The following is an 18,425-nucleotide window of genomic DNA, read 5'->3' as shown; positions in this document are numbered from 1 at the left end:
CTTACGGAACCTATGATTATTGATATATTAGTTTTGGGGGCACTTGTGCTATTTTACGGAGTTTTAAGGCCAGCCATATATAGGTGTATGCATAGTGACAAGTCATATGGTTTCTGAGTTAAAAAATAAGTCGATGACCCAAAGCCTAGATTGCCACCATAAGTGACACACGCTTACCCACCAAAAACTCTATTTGGACTCGAGTAATTTAACACCTTCCTTGGTCGAGTATTGATTCGAAACACTGCATCATCAATACGGCTTTTGGGTATCTTGCCAATTCCCACTCCTTTCGGGAAGAGGCGTCTCAAAAGGTCATCTGTTTTTTCATTCAGCCCACGCTCTCAGGAGTGGTATATTCTGTACCCTAGCTTCTGCGTAATCAATTGATGATCTGTAAATTCTCCGTCATTATCGGAGGTGATGGTTTTACAGATGGCCTGATATGGCTTCAATATCCGCTTGTTTGCCCGCCCCAATGTTTTCTTGCTCTTATTTGGGATTCTGCGAGTGAGCAATAATTTGGAAGCTCGTTCAACCAGTGTCACTAGATAACCATCTTGACCATAAACTGTATCACCTTCCCAGTGACCAATCTCAGTGTTTTCATCAAAAATCACAGGTCTTTGAACAATATCTATGCGCTCTGAAATAAGCTTTGCGCTTGCCTCTGAACCTCTCCGTTTATGGTAAGGTTTACCCCTCTTTCGTAATCGTGACCTCCAGTTAAGTTGACTGATCCCGCGAAAAAGTTGAGCAGCTAACCGCTTTCGCCCAGCGATTTGTTCAGGACTTGCATTTTTAGCTGGTGGTCAATTTGTACTTGCATGGTAAAGTCGAGCTTGGAATGCTTAAGGGCTCCGCGTCCCCGTTGCAGTGCAAGACGATATACACTCTCGGCACAGTAATGGCTGCGACGACCAAGCTCACGAGAGATGGTCTTATTGGACTCAATGGAGGTGTTGAGCAATGGCTCGGGCTGAACAGTTCTGTCCCGTGAACGCATCTATCTGGTATAGTTCTTTCAAGATCAGCTGGTTGGAATGGGTTCCCATGGGATTTCTGACTTGTTTATGTAGAATCTAACCAGCCTACGGTCAACTGATCCCTTTTACTATTGCCAAGTGTATTGATTGTTAAAGGAATCTAGGCTTAAGGTTAAGTTACTATGACGGATCAAGAAATATATTCTGAAGTTGCAAAATTGCTATATTGTGAGGCTCCAGATGTTTCGAGTGAAATACATGCTCTTGCTATGCATGTTGAAAAGCCTTCTTTTATTTCTGTTTGGGTCGGAGAGTTAAGATCTGTAGACGGAGCATTTGATCTATCAGTGGAGGCGCTTAGAAAGCTTACAATACTTGTAAATGAGCTAAAAGAGTATTGTTTAGATAGAGATATGGGGGGTTGGAATATTGTTCATTTTATTGCGTCTCCACCTTTAAAGACATTTGAATGTGAGTTTGATTATTCTGCACAGCTGGATGAGGATGAGATGACTTTTACTGAGTACTCTAGAAGACTTAATCAAGCATCAAGAGTTCGTCCATAGTAGCGATTAATTGCCTAATGGAGTAGTGTTCAGAGTTCTATAGTAGTCAGGCTTGACCTGACCGTTACCAGTTTTTCAGAGGTTCTCTGTCATGTCAAATTCAGTTTATGAGTTTATCCTTCCCGATATTTTTATCCTCTACGAGGGTTGCCATCGGTGTGTGACCACAATACATTTTACCATGATGTCTGTCTGAACGGAGATAAATTTAAGAGGTTGGTATTCTCAAGATGGGCTGATTAAGATTCTATATATAGCTGTGCCTTAAACTTTGTATATTTTCAACTTGAACTCTCTCTCATTAATAGTGACCTGGCTTTAACCAATGATGAGGGTTGTTAGCTAAAGCCAGGTGGCCTATAAGAGCGGTTAGCGTAAGTTCAGAACTAATCTATTTAGAATGCTTCTCGGCTAATTTTGATATATCAACTTCAAGCCCTGCCAGGTGAGCAGTAAGCTCTTCAGGGATTTCAGGATTCAATTCACCACCAAGGTGCTCAGCAAGAAACTCTTCCATCTTTATTAAATAAGCCATCAGGTTAATGCGCTTGCTAAATCCATGCCCCTCATCTTTAGCTAAAATATACTCGACATCCAAGTCTTCTTGATACATTTTTATAGCAATTTGATCAGATTCAAGTTGAGTAACACGAGGATCATTTGCACCTTGCACTAATAGTAAAGGAGCTTTAATTTGATCCGTAAAGTTTATAGGTGATCTGGTTTGCATATCCTCTCGATCAAACTGAATCAAAGGGTCACCGACTGCTTTGAACCACTGGGAAAGTTTTGGCCGATAATACTCAGGAAATGACTCTGTTAGAGTAATTAAATTCGAGGGGCCAACGAAAGATATCGCGGCTGCGTATACATCTGGGGTGAAAGTTAATCCAGAAAGTGCTGCATAGCCTCCATAAGAGCCTCCCATAATTGCCACTCTATTTTTGTCTGCAATACCTTGTTCTACTAAATACTCAACACCATCCGTCAGATCATGCTGCATCGCACCGTTTCCCCACTGGCGATTACCCAAAGCGATAAAGGTTTCACCAAAGCCAGTCGACGCACGAAAATTAGGTTGCAAAACGGCATATCCACGATTTGCTAACAGCTGGGACACACGGTTGAAAAAGCTATCACTCAGTCTCCAATAGTCTCTAGCCCATGGGCCACCATGCGGCAATACCACTAGCGGTAACTGACTACTCTTGCCGTTGGGTAGCGTCAAATAGGCCTGGATGGTGATACCGTCACGGGCCTGATAGGTGATAGAACGTCTTTCTGCTAGAGACTGAGAATCTAGCTTCGTGTCTTTATCAATCAAGCGTGTTAGCGATTGGTCTACTTGACTGTAGGTATAAAAAGCTCCCAGATCGATATCGCTAGCGATGTCCAACAGCCAAGTTCCCGATTTTTCATTTATAGAGACAACATCAATTTCTACTCTGCGTGAAAATTGACCATTGATATATTGCCAGTGCTTTTGGAACTCTTTGCTAATTGGGTAATCTTCGCGGTATCCATAGTAGTAAGAAACCAATAGAGGTTCACCATCCTTATTGAAGAATGTCTTATAAACATCAGATTGTTGATTGGGATCGGTGTGAACATCAACAATTATCCCTGAATTTAAATCCAGCTGCTTTAACCCTGAAGTATCAGTCTCGCCAAAGCTGGATTCGAAGTACACCCTCTCAAGATCTGAATTATATTGAGTAAGTTCTAATATTTCTCCTGGTTTTGTTGTTAGAGTTTTTTGCCAGGAATTATCTTTGAGAATATACATCTCTGCTGAGGTGTCAGGGTTATCCCTGACTCCTACTACAGGCTTTCCTTCATCATCAATTAGTATGCTCTGGAAATGCTGAGTGTTCGACATTAATAAGCTTAACTCACCAGATTTTGTATTTAGTTGATAAATATCTAACCTTTTTGGATCGTCATGATTAGCCATAAGAGTGAGGCTTTTAGCATTTCCTGAAGCCTGTCCCGCTAGGGTATAATTTACGCCAGCTTTCGATGTTAATTTTATGGTATTGAGCAGATTTAGACGTTTTGCTCTTTCCTCCAGATCCAGCCGATAGATCTGATGTTGCTCGTTCCCATTGGAGTCTTTAGAAACAAACATACCGAGCTGATGCTTATCCCAAGAAAAGCCATCGACTCCGTCAGTAAAAGTGGTTAGTGGGAAAGCGTCTTCAATGTTCCCGTTACTCGGCATTACATAAATATTTGGTGCTCCATTGTACAGCTGGAACCAGGCCAGCCACTGCCCATCTGAAGATAATTTGACCCCACTAATTACAGAGTCATTAAAGAAACTCTCAACTGGGAGTAGCTCCTGCTGAATTTCTGCCGATGCTGAATCCTCCACGAGAAGGTTCACACTGCAGCCACTAAATGCGGCTGCAAGACTCAGCCAACAGATGGCTTTGCGTACTGACCAGCGATGATTTTGTAATTCCATGAGTTTTACTCCTTATCAACAATGACTACGCGGAATACTGTAGATGAGCAATAAATTATTGTAAAGCAATAATTTATTACTTAATTGCAGAAATATTATATTGTTGTATAATGCCTGCCTATCCAGTGGGAGCAAAATTGTGAACTACAAGATCCAGGTTTTAAGTACACGTCTACGTTGGGCAATCGTGGTAATTAGCCTTATTGCTGTTACTAGCTTACCAATCATTTATTTTTTCTATGACATGAATGGCTTCAATAGTAGTAATCCAGTTTTTCAAGAGTTGTGGGGGGTAGGTGATCAGTTCAGACCGATGCTATTCCTCGGCCAATTACCAACTTTTGTGCTTTCCGGTTTGTTTATCTACTGGCTTTGGCGACTTTTTGGGCAGTATGCCAAGGGTGATTATTTTGGTAAGGAGAGTGACCGATGCTATCTATGGCTAGTTTGGCTATATGGAGTTTCAATCCCACTAGGTATGTTGGAGTCGCTGTGGCTTAGTTATCTATCGTATGTGCATAATAATGAGTTTACTCTATTCCTTGCACTTGATATCGGCAGGTTATTTACATTGTTCGTGCTAGTGAGCGTCCTCTATATTTTGCGTGCAGCAAAACAAATCGACCAAGAAAACAAAGAGTTTGTTTAGCATGGCTATCATTGTCAATTTGGATGTAATGCTGGCTAAGCGAAAAGTCAGTTCAAAGTCGTTGGCAGCAGAGATAGGAATTACTGAGGCTAATCTGTCCCTACTGAAACGTGGCAAAGTAAAGGGAGTTAGGTTTGACACCCTATCGGCAATATGTGAGGCACTAGAGTGTCAGCCCGGTGATATTTTAGAGTTCAGGCGGGATGAGTGACTTGCTCACTGGATTTTTTATAGGAAAAGCTTAAGGGGCTAGGTTATAGTCAATTAAAATTTCGCCAGAATCTAACATTAGTGTACGGGGTTACCTTTAAGAATAAACTTTTGGACTCCGTATATCTTCATGCATTGTATTACTTTCCTAAACATTTTTTCCGTAGTGGTTCATTAACTTCCCACACTTAAAGCTGACCAGTAATTCAGCAGCTATCTTCTTTTATGGCTAAGCTATACCCTATAATTGTTAGCCGCAATATGGCAATTGGTAGTTTCCACTCATCAATATAAGTTTTCGGGTGATAGTAGTGGCCTTTAAACTGCATATCATTGCATATTTATATTTACTTTCTTTTTCCCTTATAGCTTTTGCTAATAACTTTTCTGGTCAGTCAACCCTTGTGGTGGCACCGCCCTCTGAAGTTGAAATGGCTGTCTCAGAAGTGAAAAGTCGAACTGGGGATATAACGTTAACTTGGCATCCTCCCCCAGAGACGGTAGACAACTATGAGCTTGTAAAGCAAAACAATGATGGAGATTGGTCTAAGCCCATAAAAATTGCCGGGCATTCTTATCGGGTTAAAAAGCTATCTACAGGATCTTGGGGGTTTAAGGTCCGGGCTTGTAATAGTAGTGGATGTGGCGCTTACTCCAATGAAAAGTGGGTAAATGTAGCTATCCCACCTTCTTCGCCAAGAAATGTTGCCGCTTCTGGTGGCGAGGGAGAGCGAGTTCAGCAGGTACAGCCTCCTGTACAGTCAGCCCCCTTATCAGTGATTACAGCTTCAGACAATCCAGAATCTCATGGAACGGTCAAAGTTCAATGGGAAGCTCCAGATACTGGAGCAAAAGTATCAGGGTATGAAATTGAACAGTGTAAAGATGATTGCGCAACATGGTCCTCAGTCTATATGGGAGCAAAAGCTGTTTCAGTAACCCTCCCAATTGAAAAAAATAATCGATTAAAGAGTGGCTCTTACAAGTTTCGAGTTCGGTCTTATGCTACGGGAGGTCGTTTTACGTCCTACAGTAAATGGGTAGCATCCCCAAGGATTGCTGTGATCCGAAAGGGGCTGATAAATCCCAAAGAAGTTAGATTTACCCAGGATAGTATTAAGCCAACGTTTTCAAATGGTCGTAAAGTTGAAGATTTAATTCAAAGTCTTAAAGAGGGTAAAGTAACTGCGTATGATGTCCCTCCTATTCGGGTCTTTGGTCGTGACGGAAAGATTTACTCCCTGGATAATAGAAGGCTCAAAGCTTTCCAAGAGGCGAATAAGCCGATAAGAATAATTCCCGCCACATCAGAGGAATTATCTACCAGATCATTTAAGTTTACCAGTCGTAACGATGGTACATCTATTCGTATCCGTGAAGAAGGTGAAGATCGATGAAATCACTAGATCTGCCAAATAAGCTGGGTGAAATTAAAACAAGGGCTGATTTTTCCAGTTTCATCTTAGATCTACTTGAGGATTTCAAAAATAACGCATCAACCTGGGAAAATACTGATTTAGCCAATTTTCTCGAAGCAATGGCTGCATGGACAGAAGATATGGATGGATTTTATGCAAATCAAGGGAAGGGTATGCCTGAAAATGTTCAGTGGAAAGTCTTTGCTGAAATTATTTATGCGGCAAGAATTTATGAATGATTTGCCAGGGAACCCTACTTATCTCCTAGGATAATATGCTTAGAAATTAATAAGCGGTTATCCTGGAGTTTGCCAAATGTTTTCCATTGGTGATTGGGTAGGCAAGATGACATTCCCTGATAATGGTCTAAATGGTGTTGGGTGAAATCCATATTTACACCTTCAAAGTTATTTAAGTGATATAGTGATTCTGAGTAATCTTATTCTGACTCTTGTCGCTGTTTACCTTAAGGTATCCATTTTTTACTCTCCAGATATAAACTGTGAGTAAATGTTTCTATTGGGGTCGATACATGAGTAGTCGCTCAATTTTATGCTATTTGACTCTTTATAATGTCATTTATTTAGTATGTGGCTTATTAGTACCTTTAAAGGTTGATTCTGCGACACTGGCTCAGCCCTTTTTTTCAGGGCCTAATCCGTTCTGGCAGGAATCTAGTGCCATTAAAGGCAGTTGCGTTATTGATTCTAGATGTTATGTCATTAATTTATTTGTTGGGAACTCAAAGAAAAATAAAAGTTGGTTGCCTGTTGGGATTGAGTCCCATCAATATGTATCAAATGAGACTTCCAAAAGCGATCGGTCATCATTCCACTCTGAGAAGATCGAGGGCTTTGATGAGTTATATGCAAAAGCTCCCGCAGCGAAGAAAGAAATTGACCTCCTGGCTGATAAAATAGCGGCTATGAATGAGGGGAGTGTTGCTAAAGTGCCGATAAAGTCATTAGAGAGATCTAAGGAGAAAGTTATTAATGATTACGGCGGTGACCCAACTCGAATCAAGGATCTTGCAAGGAATACCATTGTTGTACCGCAGGATAAAATCCCTATAGTGGTTGGAATGCTTAGGGCAAAAGGAGCAATGGTAAAAGTTATCGATGGATCTGTGGATCCGTTAGGTTATAGCGGAGTAAACTCTAAAATTAAAACGAGTAGTGGTTTGGTTGCAGAAATACAGGTGAACTCCCCTGAGATGATATATGCAAAGGAATCTCCTGAGTCTGCAATAGCTCTACTGGGTAAGGACGCATATGCATCTATTGCAAATAGAGCCACAATTGAAGGTGGAAAAGGGCATGAGTTATACGAGAAATGGCGCTCTTTGAAAGAAGATGATCCACGAAGAAAGAAGATTGAAGTTGAAAGTAAAAATTACTATACGTCTTTGAGGTCTGAGCTGATGCCGATTAAAACAGGTGAATATTTAAATCTAAGGCATATTTTTATTGACTATCCTTTTGAGTCAGTCATGTTTAGGAGGGATCATCAGACTAAAAATATATACAGAAAATTTTATGGTGAAGAGGAAGGTCAAACTCCAGTTCCCAATAATAATCGACTGTTTAATGATGCTCTTCGGTATGGGCAGGAAATATCTCAGGAAGAATATCTTAGGGGGAAAGGGAAAGGGAAAGGAAATGAGGGTTAATGTCTAATTATGAGTGTATCCAAAGAGTTAACGATAATAACCTCTTAGTCTTTATGGTGGTGTGGCGCTTATAAGATGTTTTGAATTTTTGTGGCTGGGTTTGTTGATGGGGGTGCTCTTTTGTGTCAGGTTAAATTATAAGGTCTTAAGGTTTTTGAAGGCTTCAAAATTGAATTGTTGCTTGTCAGTTTTAATTGTAATTTTAGGGTCATGAAACTGCCTCCCATAGCTGCACGCTAACTCGAAAAATTAAAATCAACCCAGAAACAAACATGATCGAAAGTGCGTAGCTGTTAAATTTTTGTATGCTTATTATCTTTAGGAAATGTTTTGCTATAAACATGCCTGTCATAATTCCCAGTCCAATGGTCAAGCCGTAAGTGATCAATTCAGTGTTAAGCGCGCCAAAATGGAAGTAAGCGACAAGTTTCGTCGAGTGCATCATTAAAGAACTCACCCCCCTGGTTGCGACTAGTTCCTCTTTGTTAAGTCCGTAATTTAAGAAAAAAGGATTTTGTACAGGGCCTACAGCGCCAATAATTGAAGAGAAGAGTGTGGTGACAAAGCCGAGCATTGGAAAATACGGCAGGTACATAACAAATGAACGTTTCTTATGCCCGAATCCAAACTGAAATATGGTCGAAACTAAGAATAAGCCGACAGTAAATTCTATTAATAGCGGGTGCATCTGGGTGTAAACGTAGGCGCCAATAATTGCTCCAGGTATGATGCCTGGGATTAGCCATAATGCCACCTTCCAATCTATGTGCTTCCAAAATAAATACACGCCGAATGGAGATGCAATCGCATTTCCTGTTGTTAATACCGGGGCGACTAAATGGGGGCCAACTAGAAATCCTACTAGGGGGACTAGCAGCAGTGCGCCACCACCTGCAGCCATAATAGAAATGTAGCCAGTAACCAGGCCGAGAATTAGAAGGAGGGTAATGATCATGTGTCAGAGGATTTTCGTGCCTACAATAGGGATTTTTATTTCTTAAAGGTAAGCATAAAAATATTTTAAGGCTAGTGGTTGTGGTAAAGGATATCTATTTTGGAGTAAGTCGAATTATATGAAAATATCTACAGTTTCCTCACATTATTTCACGTCAAATCTGCCTTGTTAGGCTGGTAAATAATAGAATGTTATCACTCAATAGTTTTTTATGATGGCAGATAAAAGTACGCTCACATCACTTCACTATTGGGGCTTATCTGTTCTCTCTCTTGCCGTCTTCTTGGTTGCAGGGGACTTTACAGCTTTCTCTCCTGCATTGCCGGCGATTGCTGCCAATTTTTCCTCAAATTTTACTTCAGTCCACTGGGTAATAAATGCTTACTCTCTTACTTATGGAGTGATCATTGTGACTGGTGGTCGACTGGCAGATGTTTACGGCCGTAGGCGATTATTTATATTTGGCGTTATTGTCTTTGCGTTGTCCTCGCTTGTGGGTGGTTTGGCACAAGATCTATGGGTGCTTCTCTTATGTCGGGCATTAATGGGGTTTGCTGGAGCGTTGATCTGGTCCGCGATTCTTGGGATGGCTTATAACCTGTTACCTCCAGAGAGAGCCGGTTTGGCGGGAGGGTTAATACTGGCTGCCCTTGGTTTGTCGACATCCCTAGGGCCCATATTGGGTGGTTTTTTTAGTGAGTACCTAACCTGGAGGTGGGTCCTTTTTGTCAACATACCATTGGCATTTATAATAATTTTTTTGTGTTGTAGGAAGTACCCAGCTGATGAAGTAGTGAGAATTGAGGAGGATGTTGATTATCTGGGTGCATTATTGCTTTCAGTGTCACTATTTTGTTTCTTGCTGGCTATGGAAGTGCTGGCTCAAAAGCATGCTTTTGGGTTATTTTCCACTTTATTGTTGTGTTCTTCAATGGTATTTCTTGTGGGGTTTGGTTGTAGAGAGATCAGTAAGGGATCTGCTGCGCTAATACCCGTTGAGTTGATAAAAGATACCAGTTTTCTATCTATAGTGTTTAGTGTTTTGTTGGTTGCAACAGCCTTCTTTGCTGTCCTTGTTTATATACCTCTACTTTTTATTAAGGTTCATAAATATAGTGCCCTTATGGCAGGGGCTGCACTTTTGCCAATGATGATAAGCTCCAGCATTTTTTCTTTTATATCTGGGCTGATACACGAAAAGTGTGGTGCAAGGCTGTTAATTTGTAGCGGAGCCTTTGGCATGAGTGTCGGGCTCTATTGGCTGTCAGTACTCAATGAAACCACAAGTTATGTTTTTTTTATCCCTGGGTTGGCATTGGTGGGGGCAAGTTTAGGAGTCTATTCGCCAGCCGCGGTTACTGCTGCCGTTGCTTTGGTTGATCCCAGTAAGTCAAGTCTCGTGGGGGGGATTGTTTATATGTTCCGTTTTTTGGGTGGTGCGCTTGCCCTTGGGTTCAACGCAATAATCTTGGCCTATTATGATGATATTGCTGAAGGTGTCTACAGGATTTTTGAGGTGGATGCTTATATAACTTTTCTTGGTTTTTTATTGCCACTTTATTTTTTGAAAGGTGTTGATGTTCGTTTGTCTTGAGGTTGGTTTTGACGCTTTATATATCTTGTCTGCTGGGTAAAATTTCAAAATCAATTTTGATGATCTGTTTAAGGAGCAATTCAATTTAACAGTGCTTTGCAGGGTGTGAGATCTTACTCTTTTTACCGAATGGAAGATTGAAGGCTTTGTGTTTGGGTAAACATCAGCTTCTTTTTCAGTATTTTTCTATTGTTCTTGGCTAATGAATGATTCACTTCATGATTTACAGTTATGGAAGGGGGCTAAGGTTTATTTTTAAGCGATGGTCGCTAATGAATGCTCTAATGAAATAGTGAGAGGGGATGCTGTTTTAGTGTGATTTTTGACTTGGCAGGTAAAATTTAACGACTTATAGAAAGGGCTTTAATAATGCTTGGAGTGCAAAGTAGCGGAGTTTTAAAATTGCCGTATTTGTTGGGGGGCAGAAAATGGAGTAGTCGATAAAACGTGTTTTATGGCTAGGTGAGTAAAAAATAGTGAATTTAAAGGGGTTGACGGTTTCCGAAGCCCGCAGTTTGGGGCTGGCGGCGTTAATTTTCTCTATTTTCCTTATTGGGTATGACTATACGGCCTTTTCTGTTGCCCTACCTGCGATCCAAAAAACCTTTAATATCGATCTTACTACAACGATGTGGCTGGTTAATGCTTATGCCATGGCTTTTGGTGTTTCTGTAATATCATGTGGGCGTTTAGCCGATATGTTGGGTAGGCGCCGAACTTTCTTCATAGGCGCCTCGCTTTTTTCGATGTTCTCATTACTGGGGGGCTTTTCCATTAACATCTGGATGTTGATGGGGTGCCGCGTAATGTTAAGTATTGGTGGTGCTTTGATGTGGCCCGCCGTGATTGGAATGACATACCACCTGTTGGATAGTAAACGCGCAGGAGTGGCTGGTGGGTTATTAATGCTTGGCTGTGCTGTCGCTAACGCACTTGGCCCAATTATTGGCGGTATTGTGACTGATTCTTTAGGCTGGCGGTGGATTCTCTTTCTTAACCTCCCGATAACTTTGGTAGCAATGTTGGTTTGTTGGCGACTGATTGGTAGTGACTTGCCTGAGGCTCCCTCTGAGCGCGTGGACTTAATGGGGCTACTCTTCCTCTCATTGGCATTACTTGCGCTATTGGTTGGATTGGACCTGTCGGTAGATATGGGATTTGCTAACTATCGAACCATACTTTTATTTTTGGCGTTTGCGATTTTCTTTACAGTTTTTATCTGTTTGGATTACCACTCCTCAGAAGAGCCGCTAATTCCCATCGATGTGGTGAAGAATAAGAAGTTCTTAGCGGAGGGAGTGGCGACCCTGCTGGTCTCTGTGGCATTTATTGCTGCACTTATGTTTATCCCCCAATTTCTAAGCAAGATTTGGAGTTTTTCTGCGATCCAATGTGGTATTGCATTGCTCCCCATGATGCTTGCTTTTGGTGCCACCTCTTTTCTGGCTGGACATCTCTATGGGCGGTATGGGGCCAAGCGCCTTTCCAGTCTAGGGGCCTTATTTATGTGGGCCGGTATGTTGGTTCTTTCGAGGCTTAGTGCTCAAATTGATCCAACTACTTTTGTCCCGGGCCTGATATTGATGGGGGTTGGTATGGGCTTGTTCTATCCAACTGTGACGACGGCAGCGATATTGATCCTTCGTTTCAACCGTGCAAGCCTCGCAGCAGCCATTATTTATATGTTTCAGATTATTGGTGGTGCTATTGGCCTGGGCTTGAATACGACAATCGTTGCACTGGCTCCAGATCTAGCAACAGGTATGAGTAGGGCCTTTTTGATGAATGCACACTTGGCTTTGTTGGGTGTGGTGGTGAGTGTGTTTTTTATTAATGGAAGGAAGCGAATTGTAGGGAATGGTTGCTGTTGAAATAGGAGCTTTTATATTTTATTCGTTGATTGCTTCTAAGTATTCCTCTGAGTTTTTTTTGAGTAGATTGGCCCAAAATTATCAAGAAACCTATTGTAAAGTTCTATATCATACTCGCAAAGCTTTTCAATTTTCTTCAATGTCCCCGTTTCGGATTTTATCTGTTGAGCAAGTTCACTGTTTGGGCTTATGTTTATTTGGGGTATGTTTAAATTGACTTTAAAGTCTTCGCTTACCTGGTTTGCCAGCAGGTGTAAGTGTTTGGTTGTGCCAACAATTGAAAATTGTTGCAGGTTGGAAAGTGCTTGTTCGATGTAGTCTGCAGGGCTTGGATTACGGGTTAGGCTTAAATTTGAGAAATAGTAGAGAAAGGTTTGGCCGGCAACAATTCCTTTGTTAGATTGGATGTATTTATTTAAGGGGAGTGTGTTTTTAGACCATTTACTTTCTTTGAAGCTGTTGTAAACATAGAGTGATATCCATCTTTCGATAGGGTCCCTTAATACTGTTAAGAAATTCCATTCGTGATAGAAGTTTCTTATCAGGTTGGGACGGCAGAAGCAGTGCCCCCGGCCAAAAAAGTTTGATTTAATGGATAGATTGTAAGCAAGTACAGTCTCTCTTACAGACATCATTGAGGTTTCTAATATGTCGGCTGCATATTTACTTTCCTGCAGTTTGATATCGAACTCTCCCAGTCTATAGGGAGTATAAATATCCTTTTTAAGAGATAAGTAAACTGATGAGCCTGCGCATTTAGGGACATGGCTGAAATAGATTTTTTGGGGGGGAGGGGAACTCTGGGGGAGTATTTGGCTATGTGAAACTTTTCCGTCTGAAATATCCTCAGTAGAGGGAGTAAAGGTCAATTTTCGTAAGAGCTTTTTCATTTGAATTTTTGTAATGATAATGAAAAATCTACTTGATAGAGATTGAGTAATAAGTTGTTTGTACTACCTAATATTCGCAGGTTATGCCATAACGGAAGTGCATTAAAGCTAGTTTGCTTTTTAACTTTTGTAAATATAGTTTTTAAGGGGAATAAGACTTATATCCATCACAAACTTAATTTGGCGCGAATTGCCTTTAAAGTTTATATACAATTTTGTGTGAAATAAAAAAGCCCCGCCAAATGGCGGGGCTTTTTAGTGAGGTAGGGCGGTTAGTTATACACTAACTTCCTGGATCTCAGTCGCTGCGATGCGCTTGCCTTCTTCGGCAGACTTCTGGAAGTCTTCAATCTGATCGAAGTTTAGGTAGCGGTAGATCTCGCTGGACATGGAGTCCAGGTTCTGTGCGTATTCCTGGTACTCAGCCGGAGTCGGCAGTTTACCCAGGATGGCACCTACAGAAGCCAGCTCAGCGGAGGTCAGGTACACGTTGGCACCATCGCCCAGACGGTTGGGGAAGTTACGGGTAGAGGTGGACAGTACGGTGGCATTTGGGGCCACACGCGCCTGGTTACCCATACACAGGGAGCATCCGGGCATCTCGGTGCGGGCACCGGCAGAGCCGTAGATGTTGTAGTAACCCTCTTCCATCAATTGGTGCTCGTCCATCTTGGTGGGCGGGGAGATCCACATGCGAGTGGAGATGCCACCTTTGTGTTCTTGCAGCAGTTTACCGGCAGCGCGGAAGTGGCCGATGTTGGTCATACAGGAGCCGATAAAGACTTCGTCTACCTTATCGCCAGCAACGTCGGACAGCAGGCGAGCGTCGTCTGGATCGTTAGGAGCACATACGATCGGCTCTTTGATCTCGGCCAGGTCGATCTCGATGACTTCCAGGTACTCAGCGTCGGCGTCTGCTTCCATCAGTTTCGGGTTGGCCAGCCACTCTTCCATGGCGCGCGCGCGGCGCTCCAGGGTGCGCTTGGAGCCGTAACCTTCAGCGATCATCCAGCGCAACAGGGTTACGTTGGAGCGCAGGTACTCAGACATGGTGTCTTCGGACAGCTTGATGGTACAGCCAGCAGCGGAGCGCTCGGCGGAGGCGTCGGACAGCTCGAATGCCTGCTCTACCGTCAGGTCTTCCAGACCTTCGATTTCGAGGATGCGGCCGGAGAAGATGTTCTTCTTGCCTTTCTTCTCAACGGTCAGCAGGCCCTGCTTGATGGCGTACAGAGGAATGGCGTGAACCAGGTCGCGTAGGGTGATGCCAGGCTGCATTTTGCCTTTGAAGCGCACCAGTACGGACTCAGGCATATCCAGCGGCATAACGCCGGTAGCGGCGGCGAAAGCTACAAGGCCGGAACCTGCAGGGAAGGAGATGCCCATGGGGAAACGGGTGTGGGAGTCACCACCGGTACCTACGGTGTCTGGCAGCAGCATGCGGTTCAGCCAGCTGTGGATGATGCCGTCAGCCGGGCGCAGGGAAACACCGCCACGGTTCATGATGAAGTCCGGCAGGGTGTGCTGGGTGTCGATATCGACGGGCTTGGGGTAGGCCGCAGTGTGACAGAAGGACTGCATTACCAGGTCGGCGGAGAAGCCGAGGCAGGCCAGGTCTTTCAGTTCGTCACGGGTCATGGGGCCAGTGGTGTCCTGGGAGCCCACAGTGGTCATTTTCGGCTCGCAGTAGGTACCCGGGCGGATACCTTCAACGCCACAGGCTTTACCAACCATCTTCTGCGCCAGAGTGTAACCCTTGCCGGTGTCAGCAGGTTGCTCAGGCTTGCGGAACAGCTCGGAAGGCGCCAGGCCCAGGGCTTCACGGGCTTTACCGGTCAGGCCGCGGCCGATGATCAGGTTGATACGACCACCAGCCTGAACTTCGTCCAGCAGTACGTCGGACTTGAGGGCAAACTCAGACAGGACTTTGCCGTCTTCGGCCAGGATCTTGCCGTCGTAAGGGCGGATCTCGATCACGTCACCCATACCCAATTCGTCAACCGGGGCCTCGAATACCAGCGCGCCGGCATCTTCCATGGTGTTGTAGAAGATCGGGGCAACTTTACCGCCGATACAAATACCGCCCCCCTTTTTGTTGGGCACGCCAGGCATTTCTTCACCGAAGTACCACAGCACAGAGTTGGTGGCGGACTTACGGGAAGAACCGGTACCTACTACGTCACCAACGAAAGCAACGGGCAGGCCCTTGGCTTTAACTTCTTCGATCTGCTTCAGCGGACCGGTAACACCGGCTTCTTCTGGCTCCAGGCCGTCGCGCTTCATTTTGTACATGGCCAGCGCGTGCAGGGGGATGTCCGGACGAGACCAGGCATCCGGTGCCGGAGACAGGTCGTCAGTGTTGGTTTCGCCAGTGACCTTGAATACGGCAACTTTGATGCTCTCGGGCACTTTGTTGCGCTTGGTGAACCACTCGGCGTCAGCCCAGGATTGCATTACCGCTTTGGCGAATTCGTTGCCGGCTTTGGCTTTCTCTTCCACATCGTGGAAGGCGTCAAACATCAGCAGGGTGCCTTTCAGCTGCTCGGCAGCCAGTTCGGCCAGATCTTTGTCGTCCAGCAGCTCGACCAGGGTGGAGATGTTGTAGCCGCCCAGCATTTGGCCCAGCAGCTCTACAGCGTGTTTGCGGTCGATCAGCGGGGACTCCGCGTTGCCCTTGATAATGGCGGACAGGAAGCCGGCTTTAACGTAAGCGGCTTCGTCAACACCGGGGGGTACACGGTGGGTTAGCAGGTCAACTAATTCCTGCTCTTCGCCTTTTGGCGGATTTTTCAGCAGCTCAACCAGGCCAGCGACTTGCTCTGCGTCGAGTGGCTTCGGTGGGATGCCTTGTTCGGCGCGTTCTGCGACGTGTTTACGATAGGCTTCAAGCACGGATAAGTCCCTCTTGGTGTGTGGGGTGGCACCAACAGCGGGTGGAATTCCCGATCTTTGTACTGTTGTCGGGATTTTTTTTTCGAGGCCGCTGAAGGCGGGGTGGCGAATACTACAGCAAAGCCCTACGGCTGTTAAGTTTATCGAAAAATCAATAATTTAAGTGAATTTCGACTATTCGCAGGGCAAATTTTACTGTGCCCACTACAGCTGCCTCACCTCTTTTCTTAGTGGCCGAAACAAAATAGTCTACGCGCAATTTTAATCCAGGCCCGCGTTGCCTGATCGGCTAAATCTGGTTAATTGATGTACAAAAAAGTCCGTACACCTTGCATTGGTGTCTGTTCAACGGGAATAGGTGATGATGTCTGTCGTGGGTGCAAGCGTTTTGCCCACGAGGTGATCGACTGGAATGCTTATACCGAAGAGCAGCGCCGTATTATTGCCTCCAGGCGGGAGGGCTATTTAACCAATGCTGTACGCAGCCAGCTGGAAATCATTGATGAGTCGTTGCTGCTTTCCCAGTTGCGCCATCAACAAATTCGCTTTGATGAAAGCCAAAGTGCCTATTGCTGGGTTTTTGAGCTGCTGCGCGCCGGTGCCAGCCAGATTGGCGATCTGGGTGCTTACGGCCTGCGCCCGACGGCTCAGGCCAGGGAAGTGAGCCTGGTGGAAATTCGCCGGCGCATCGATGAAGATTTTTATGCTTTGTCTGTGGCCTACTATCAGCGCTTTATCGCCCCTGGCTTGATACAAGACTGACTTACAGCTTCAGCTCATTCTTACGTGCCTGGGCTACTGTATTTCCCGAGGCCGCTTACCCCTTTAGAATTGATGTTCATCTTTCCGGTAATGGAGAACCGGCTATCAGCTCAGCTCACAAAAATCCGCGTAGAGTACTTCTCGTGGTTAATCCAAAAAGCCGGAATGGTGCCGAGGCGGATATCGACAGCGGCCTAGCGCGCTTACGCGCTGACGGAATAGAGGTTGAAGTCTTGCATTCCGAGGGCCCAGAGGATACCGAGGCTGCGATCCGGCAGAGTCACAAGAACCTTGACCTTGTGATAGTCGGTGGCGGAGATGGCACCATCAGCTCCACCGCTCGGGTATTGAAAGAGTGCCAACTGGCCCTGGCAATTCTACCGCTGGGTACCGCGAATGATTTGGCGCGCTCCCTTGGCATTGTCGACTTGGAGCAGGCTTTTGATGTCATAATCGGCAACCATCGCCAGCTAATCGACCTCGGCGTTGTCAATGGTCACTATTTTTTCAATGTGGCCAATATGGGGCTTGGGGTAAAAGTGACTGAAGCACAGGACTCCGAGATTAAAAAGCGCTGGGGGGTTCTGAGTTATCTGAGAGCCTTCTTTATTGCCCTGAGGCGTACACAAAAATTCCGGGTAAATCTGGCACTAGATGAAGAGCGTTGCCAAATGCGGTCAATCCAATTGGCCGTGGGCAATGGTCGTTATTACGGTGGCGGCAACCTGGTTGCAGAGAAGGCACGCATCAATGATGCCAAGCTTAACCTCTATAGTCTGCGTCCGCGCGGCCTGTTGGAGTTGCTGGGCATGGCACTTTTGCTCCGCGGTGGCAAGCACCATCTAACCGAGGGGATTTTTAATGCCAGTGCCCAGCGAATAGAGGTAGAAACCAAGCCGCGTCTGCAGATTCATGCGGATGGGGAGCCGATTGCTGAAACCCCTGCAACCTTTTCGGTGATTCCCAGAGCGCTTGAGGTTCTGGTGCCACGCAATTCAGAGGAACTCCTCAGTAGAAAAGAGAGAGGGCAATGACACTCATTCGCACTGATATCCAGGCAGCATTGAATGATCTTTTTATGCTTATTAGCCGTAGCGAGGAGGATTACCGTGCAGCGGCCGGGCAACTTGAAGAAAAGTCGGCAGCTAATTTCTTAAACACAATTACCAAACGCCGGCAGGTGCTTGCTGACAAGTTAGAGCGGGCGATTCGTGCCGAAGATAGTTTGCCCTCTGAGCCGGATAGGGACCTCAAGGCTGGTGAACAGCTACTGCAGAGCTTTGCGCCCCTAATGGCTGAGGACAAAACCAAAGAGATTTTCAAAAAGCGCCAAGACGCCGATCGTGAGCTACTTGCGCGTCTTAACGATGATGAGTTGAGTGCTCTTGATAAATCCCACAAGGCGCTTAAAGAAGCCTGCCGGACTCAACTCGAAGAAACATTGGCGGAGCTGGCTCAAAGGCTCCGGTAGCCCTTTGGGCGTTCCGGTTAACCGG

The 18,425-nt window shown here is 44.9% G+C and carries 17 protein-coding genes; 11 read left to right on the top strand and 6 right to left on the bottom strand.

What is annotated here, in order from left to right; translation table 11 throughout:
- Positions 1–344 precede the first annotated feature (344 nt).
- Positions 345–740: an IS30 family transposase gene (locus ACJJIJ_RS10220; RefSeq protein WP_444939579.1), complete on the bottom strand. Its 396-nt coding sequence runs from the start codon at positions 738–740 to the stop codon at positions 345–347.
- Between the two features lie 20 nt (positions 741–760).
- The gene (locus tag ACJJIJ_RS10215) at positions 761–1,006 is read right to left on the bottom strand and encodes a hypothetical protein (protein ID WP_444939492.1); all 246 of its coding nucleotides are present in this window, start codon (positions 1,004–1,006) and stop codon (positions 761–763) included.
- 162 nt (positions 1,007–1,168) lie between these two features.
- On the opposite strand from ACJJIJ_RS10215, the gene ACJJIJ_RS10210 reads away from it, so the two are divergent.
- Positions 1,169–1,552 carry a hypothetical protein gene (locus tag ACJJIJ_RS10210; RefSeq protein ID WP_444939491.1) on the top strand — a complete coding sequence of 128 codons (384 nt, stop codon included), beginning with the start codon at positions 1,169–1,171 and terminating at the stop codon, positions 1,550–1,552.
- Between the two features lie 391 nt (positions 1,553–1,943).
- Here the strand turns inward: ACJJIJ_RS10210 and ACJJIJ_RS10205 are convergent, their stop codons facing one another.
- Complete coding sequence (locus ACJJIJ_RS10205; RefSeq protein WP_444939490.1) at positions 1,944–4,019, bottom strand: alpha/beta hydrolase family protein; 2,076 nt, start codon at positions 4,017–4,019, stop codon at positions 1,944–1,946.
- Between the two features lie 139 nt (positions 4,020–4,158).
- On the opposite strand from ACJJIJ_RS10205, the gene ACJJIJ_RS10200 reads away from it, so the two are divergent.
- The 5 genes from ACJJIJ_RS10200 to ACJJIJ_RS10180 all read left to right on the top strand — a co-directional run bounded on the left by ACJJIJ_RS10200 (position 4,159) and on the right by ACJJIJ_RS10180 (position 7,965).
- Positions 4,159–4,668 carry a hypothetical protein gene (locus ACJJIJ_RS10200; RefSeq protein WP_444939489.1) on the top strand — a complete coding sequence of 170 codons (510 nt, stop codon included), beginning with the start codon at positions 4,159–4,161 and terminating at the stop codon, positions 4,666–4,668.
- A 1-nt stretch (position 4,669) separates the two neighbouring features.
- Entirely contained in the window at positions 4,670–4,879 is a 210-nt protein-coding gene (locus tag ACJJIJ_RS10195; RefSeq protein WP_252082131.1) for a helix-turn-helix domain-containing protein, read from the top strand.
- 310 nt (positions 4,880–5,189) lie between these two features.
- Positions 5,190–6,275, top strand: a complete 1,086-nt coding sequence (locus ACJJIJ_RS10190; RefSeq protein WP_444939488.1) for a fibronectin type III domain-containing protein — start codon at positions 5,190–5,192, stop codon at positions 6,273–6,275.
- Positions 6,272–6,535 carry a DUF7660 family protein gene (locus ACJJIJ_RS10185; RefSeq protein ID WP_444939487.1) on the top strand — a complete coding sequence of 88 codons (264 nt, stop codon included), beginning with the start codon at positions 6,272–6,274 and terminating at the stop codon, positions 6,533–6,535. Before ACJJIJ_RS10190 ends, ACJJIJ_RS10185 begins: the two co-directional genes overlap by 4 nt.
- 293 nt (positions 6,536–6,828) lie before the next feature.
- Positions 6,829–7,965 (top strand): hypothetical protein, encoded by a 1,137-nt coding sequence (locus tag ACJJIJ_RS10180; RefSeq protein ID WP_444939486.1) that lies wholly within the window; start codon positions 6,829–6,831, stop codon positions 7,963–7,965.
- Positions 7,966–8,173: 208 nt separating this feature from the next.
- Here the strand turns inward: ACJJIJ_RS10180 and ACJJIJ_RS10175 are convergent, their stop codons facing one another.
- Positions 8,174–8,920 (bottom strand): sulfite exporter TauE/SafE family protein, encoded by a 747-nt coding sequence (locus tag ACJJIJ_RS10175; RefSeq protein ID WP_444886542.1) that lies wholly within the window; start codon positions 8,918–8,920, stop codon positions 8,174–8,176.
- A gap of 211 nt (positions 8,921–9,131) precedes the next feature.
- On the opposite strand from ACJJIJ_RS10175, the gene ACJJIJ_RS10170 reads away from it, so the two are divergent.
- Both ACJJIJ_RS10170 and ACJJIJ_RS10165 read left to right on the top strand, forming a co-directional pair.
- Positions 9,132–10,514, top strand: a complete 1,383-nt coding sequence (locus ACJJIJ_RS10170) for an MFS transporter (protein ID WP_444939485.1) — start codon at positions 9,132–9,134, stop codon at positions 10,512–10,514.
- A 476-nt stretch (positions 10,515–10,990) separates the two neighbouring features.
- The gene (locus ACJJIJ_RS10165; RefSeq protein ID WP_444939484.1) at positions 10,991–12,385 is read left to right on the top strand and encodes an MFS transporter; all 1,395 of its coding nucleotides are present in this window, start codon (positions 10,991–10,993) and stop codon (positions 12,383–12,385) included.
- A gap of 35 nt (positions 12,386–12,420) precedes the next feature.
- Here the strand turns inward: ACJJIJ_RS10165 and ACJJIJ_RS10160 are convergent, their stop codons facing one another.
- Positions 12,421–13,275, bottom strand: coding sequence for a hypothetical protein (locus tag ACJJIJ_RS10160; RefSeq protein WP_444939483.1), 855 nt, complete (start codon positions 13,273–13,275; stop codon positions 12,421–12,423).
- Between the two features lie 276 nt (positions 13,276–13,551).
- Entirely contained in the window at positions 13,552–16,167 is a 2,616-nt protein-coding gene (acnB, locus tag ACJJIJ_RS10155; RefSeq protein WP_444939482.1) for a bifunctional aconitate hydratase 2/2-methylisocitrate dehydratase, read from the bottom strand.
- Between the two features lie 306 nt (positions 16,168–16,473).
- Here acnB and ACJJIJ_RS10150 point away from each other — a divergent pair, with 306 nt between their 5' ends.
- The 3 genes from ACJJIJ_RS10150 (at position 16,474) to ACJJIJ_RS10140 (ending at position 18,400) form a co-directional block, all read left to right on the top strand.
- Positions 16,474–16,929 carry a DUF1289 domain-containing protein gene (locus ACJJIJ_RS10150; RefSeq protein WP_444939481.1) on the top strand — a complete coding sequence of 152 codons (456 nt, stop codon included), beginning with the start codon at positions 16,474–16,476 and terminating at the stop codon, positions 16,927–16,929.
- Between the two features lie 68 nt (positions 16,930–16,997).
- Complete coding sequence (locus tag ACJJIJ_RS10145) at positions 16,998–17,963, top strand: lipid kinase (protein WP_444939578.1); 966 nt, start codon at positions 16,998–17,000, stop codon at positions 17,961–17,963.
- Positions 17,960–18,400 (top strand): hypothetical protein, encoded by a 441-nt coding sequence (locus ACJJIJ_RS10140; RefSeq protein WP_444939480.1) that lies wholly within the window; start codon positions 17,960–17,962, stop codon positions 18,398–18,400. The genes ACJJIJ_RS10145 and ACJJIJ_RS10140 overlap by 4 nt, the downstream gene beginning before the upstream one ends.
- Positions 18,401–18,425 lie beyond the last annotated feature (25 nt).

The organism is Microbulbifer mixtoriginis (SeqCode) (assembly GCF_052467945.1).
Note: the sequence above shows the minus strand (reverse complement) of the source record. Positions and strands in the feature narration are given on the sequence as shown.

What these genes read in the sequence shown, in the direction of transcription:
- ACJJIJ_RS10215 (WP_444939492.1), bottom strand. Translation starts at nt 1,006, where the DNA reads ATGCGTTCACGGGACAGAACTGTTCAGCCCGAGCCATTGCTCAACACC.
- ACJJIJ_RS10210 (WP_444939491.1), top strand. Translation starts at nt 1,169, where the DNA reads ATGACGGATCAAGAAATATATTCTGAAGTTGCAAAATTGCTATATTGT.
- ACJJIJ_RS10205 (WP_444939490.1), bottom strand. Translation starts at nt 4,019, where the DNA reads ATGGAATTACAAAATCATCGCTGGTCAGTACGCAAAGCCATCTGTTGG.
- ACJJIJ_RS10195 (WP_252082131.1), top strand. Translation starts at nt 4,670, where the DNA reads ATGGCTATCATTGTCAATTTGGATGTAATGCTGGCTAAGCGAAAAGTC.
- ACJJIJ_RS10185 (WP_444939487.1), top strand. Translation starts at nt 6,272, where the DNA reads ATGAAATCACTAGATCTGCCAAATAAGCTGGGTGAAATTAAAACAAGG.
- ACJJIJ_RS10180 (WP_444939486.1), top strand. Translation starts at nt 6,829, where the DNA reads ATGAGTAGTCGCTCAATTTTATGCTATTTGACTCTTTATAATGTCATT.
- ACJJIJ_RS10175 (WP_444886542.1), bottom strand. Translation starts at nt 8,920, where the DNA reads ATGATCATTACCCTCCTTCTAATTCTCGGCCTGGTTACTGGCTACATT.
- ACJJIJ_RS10170 (WP_444939485.1), top strand. Translation starts at nt 9,132, where the DNA reads ATGATGGCAGATAAAAGTACGCTCACATCACTTCACTATTGGGGCTTA.
- ACJJIJ_RS10160 (WP_444939483.1), bottom strand. Translation starts at nt 13,275, where the DNA reads ATGAAAAAGCTCTTACGAAAATTGACCTTTACTCCCTCTACTGAGGAT.
- ACJJIJ_RS10150 (WP_444939481.1), top strand. Translation starts at nt 16,474, where the DNA reads ATGTACAAAAAAGTCCGTACACCTTGCATTGGTGTCTGTTCAACGGGA.
- ACJJIJ_RS10140 (WP_444939480.1), top strand. Translation starts at nt 17,960, where the DNA reads ATGACACTCATTCGCACTGATATCCAGGCAGCATTGAATGATCTTTTT.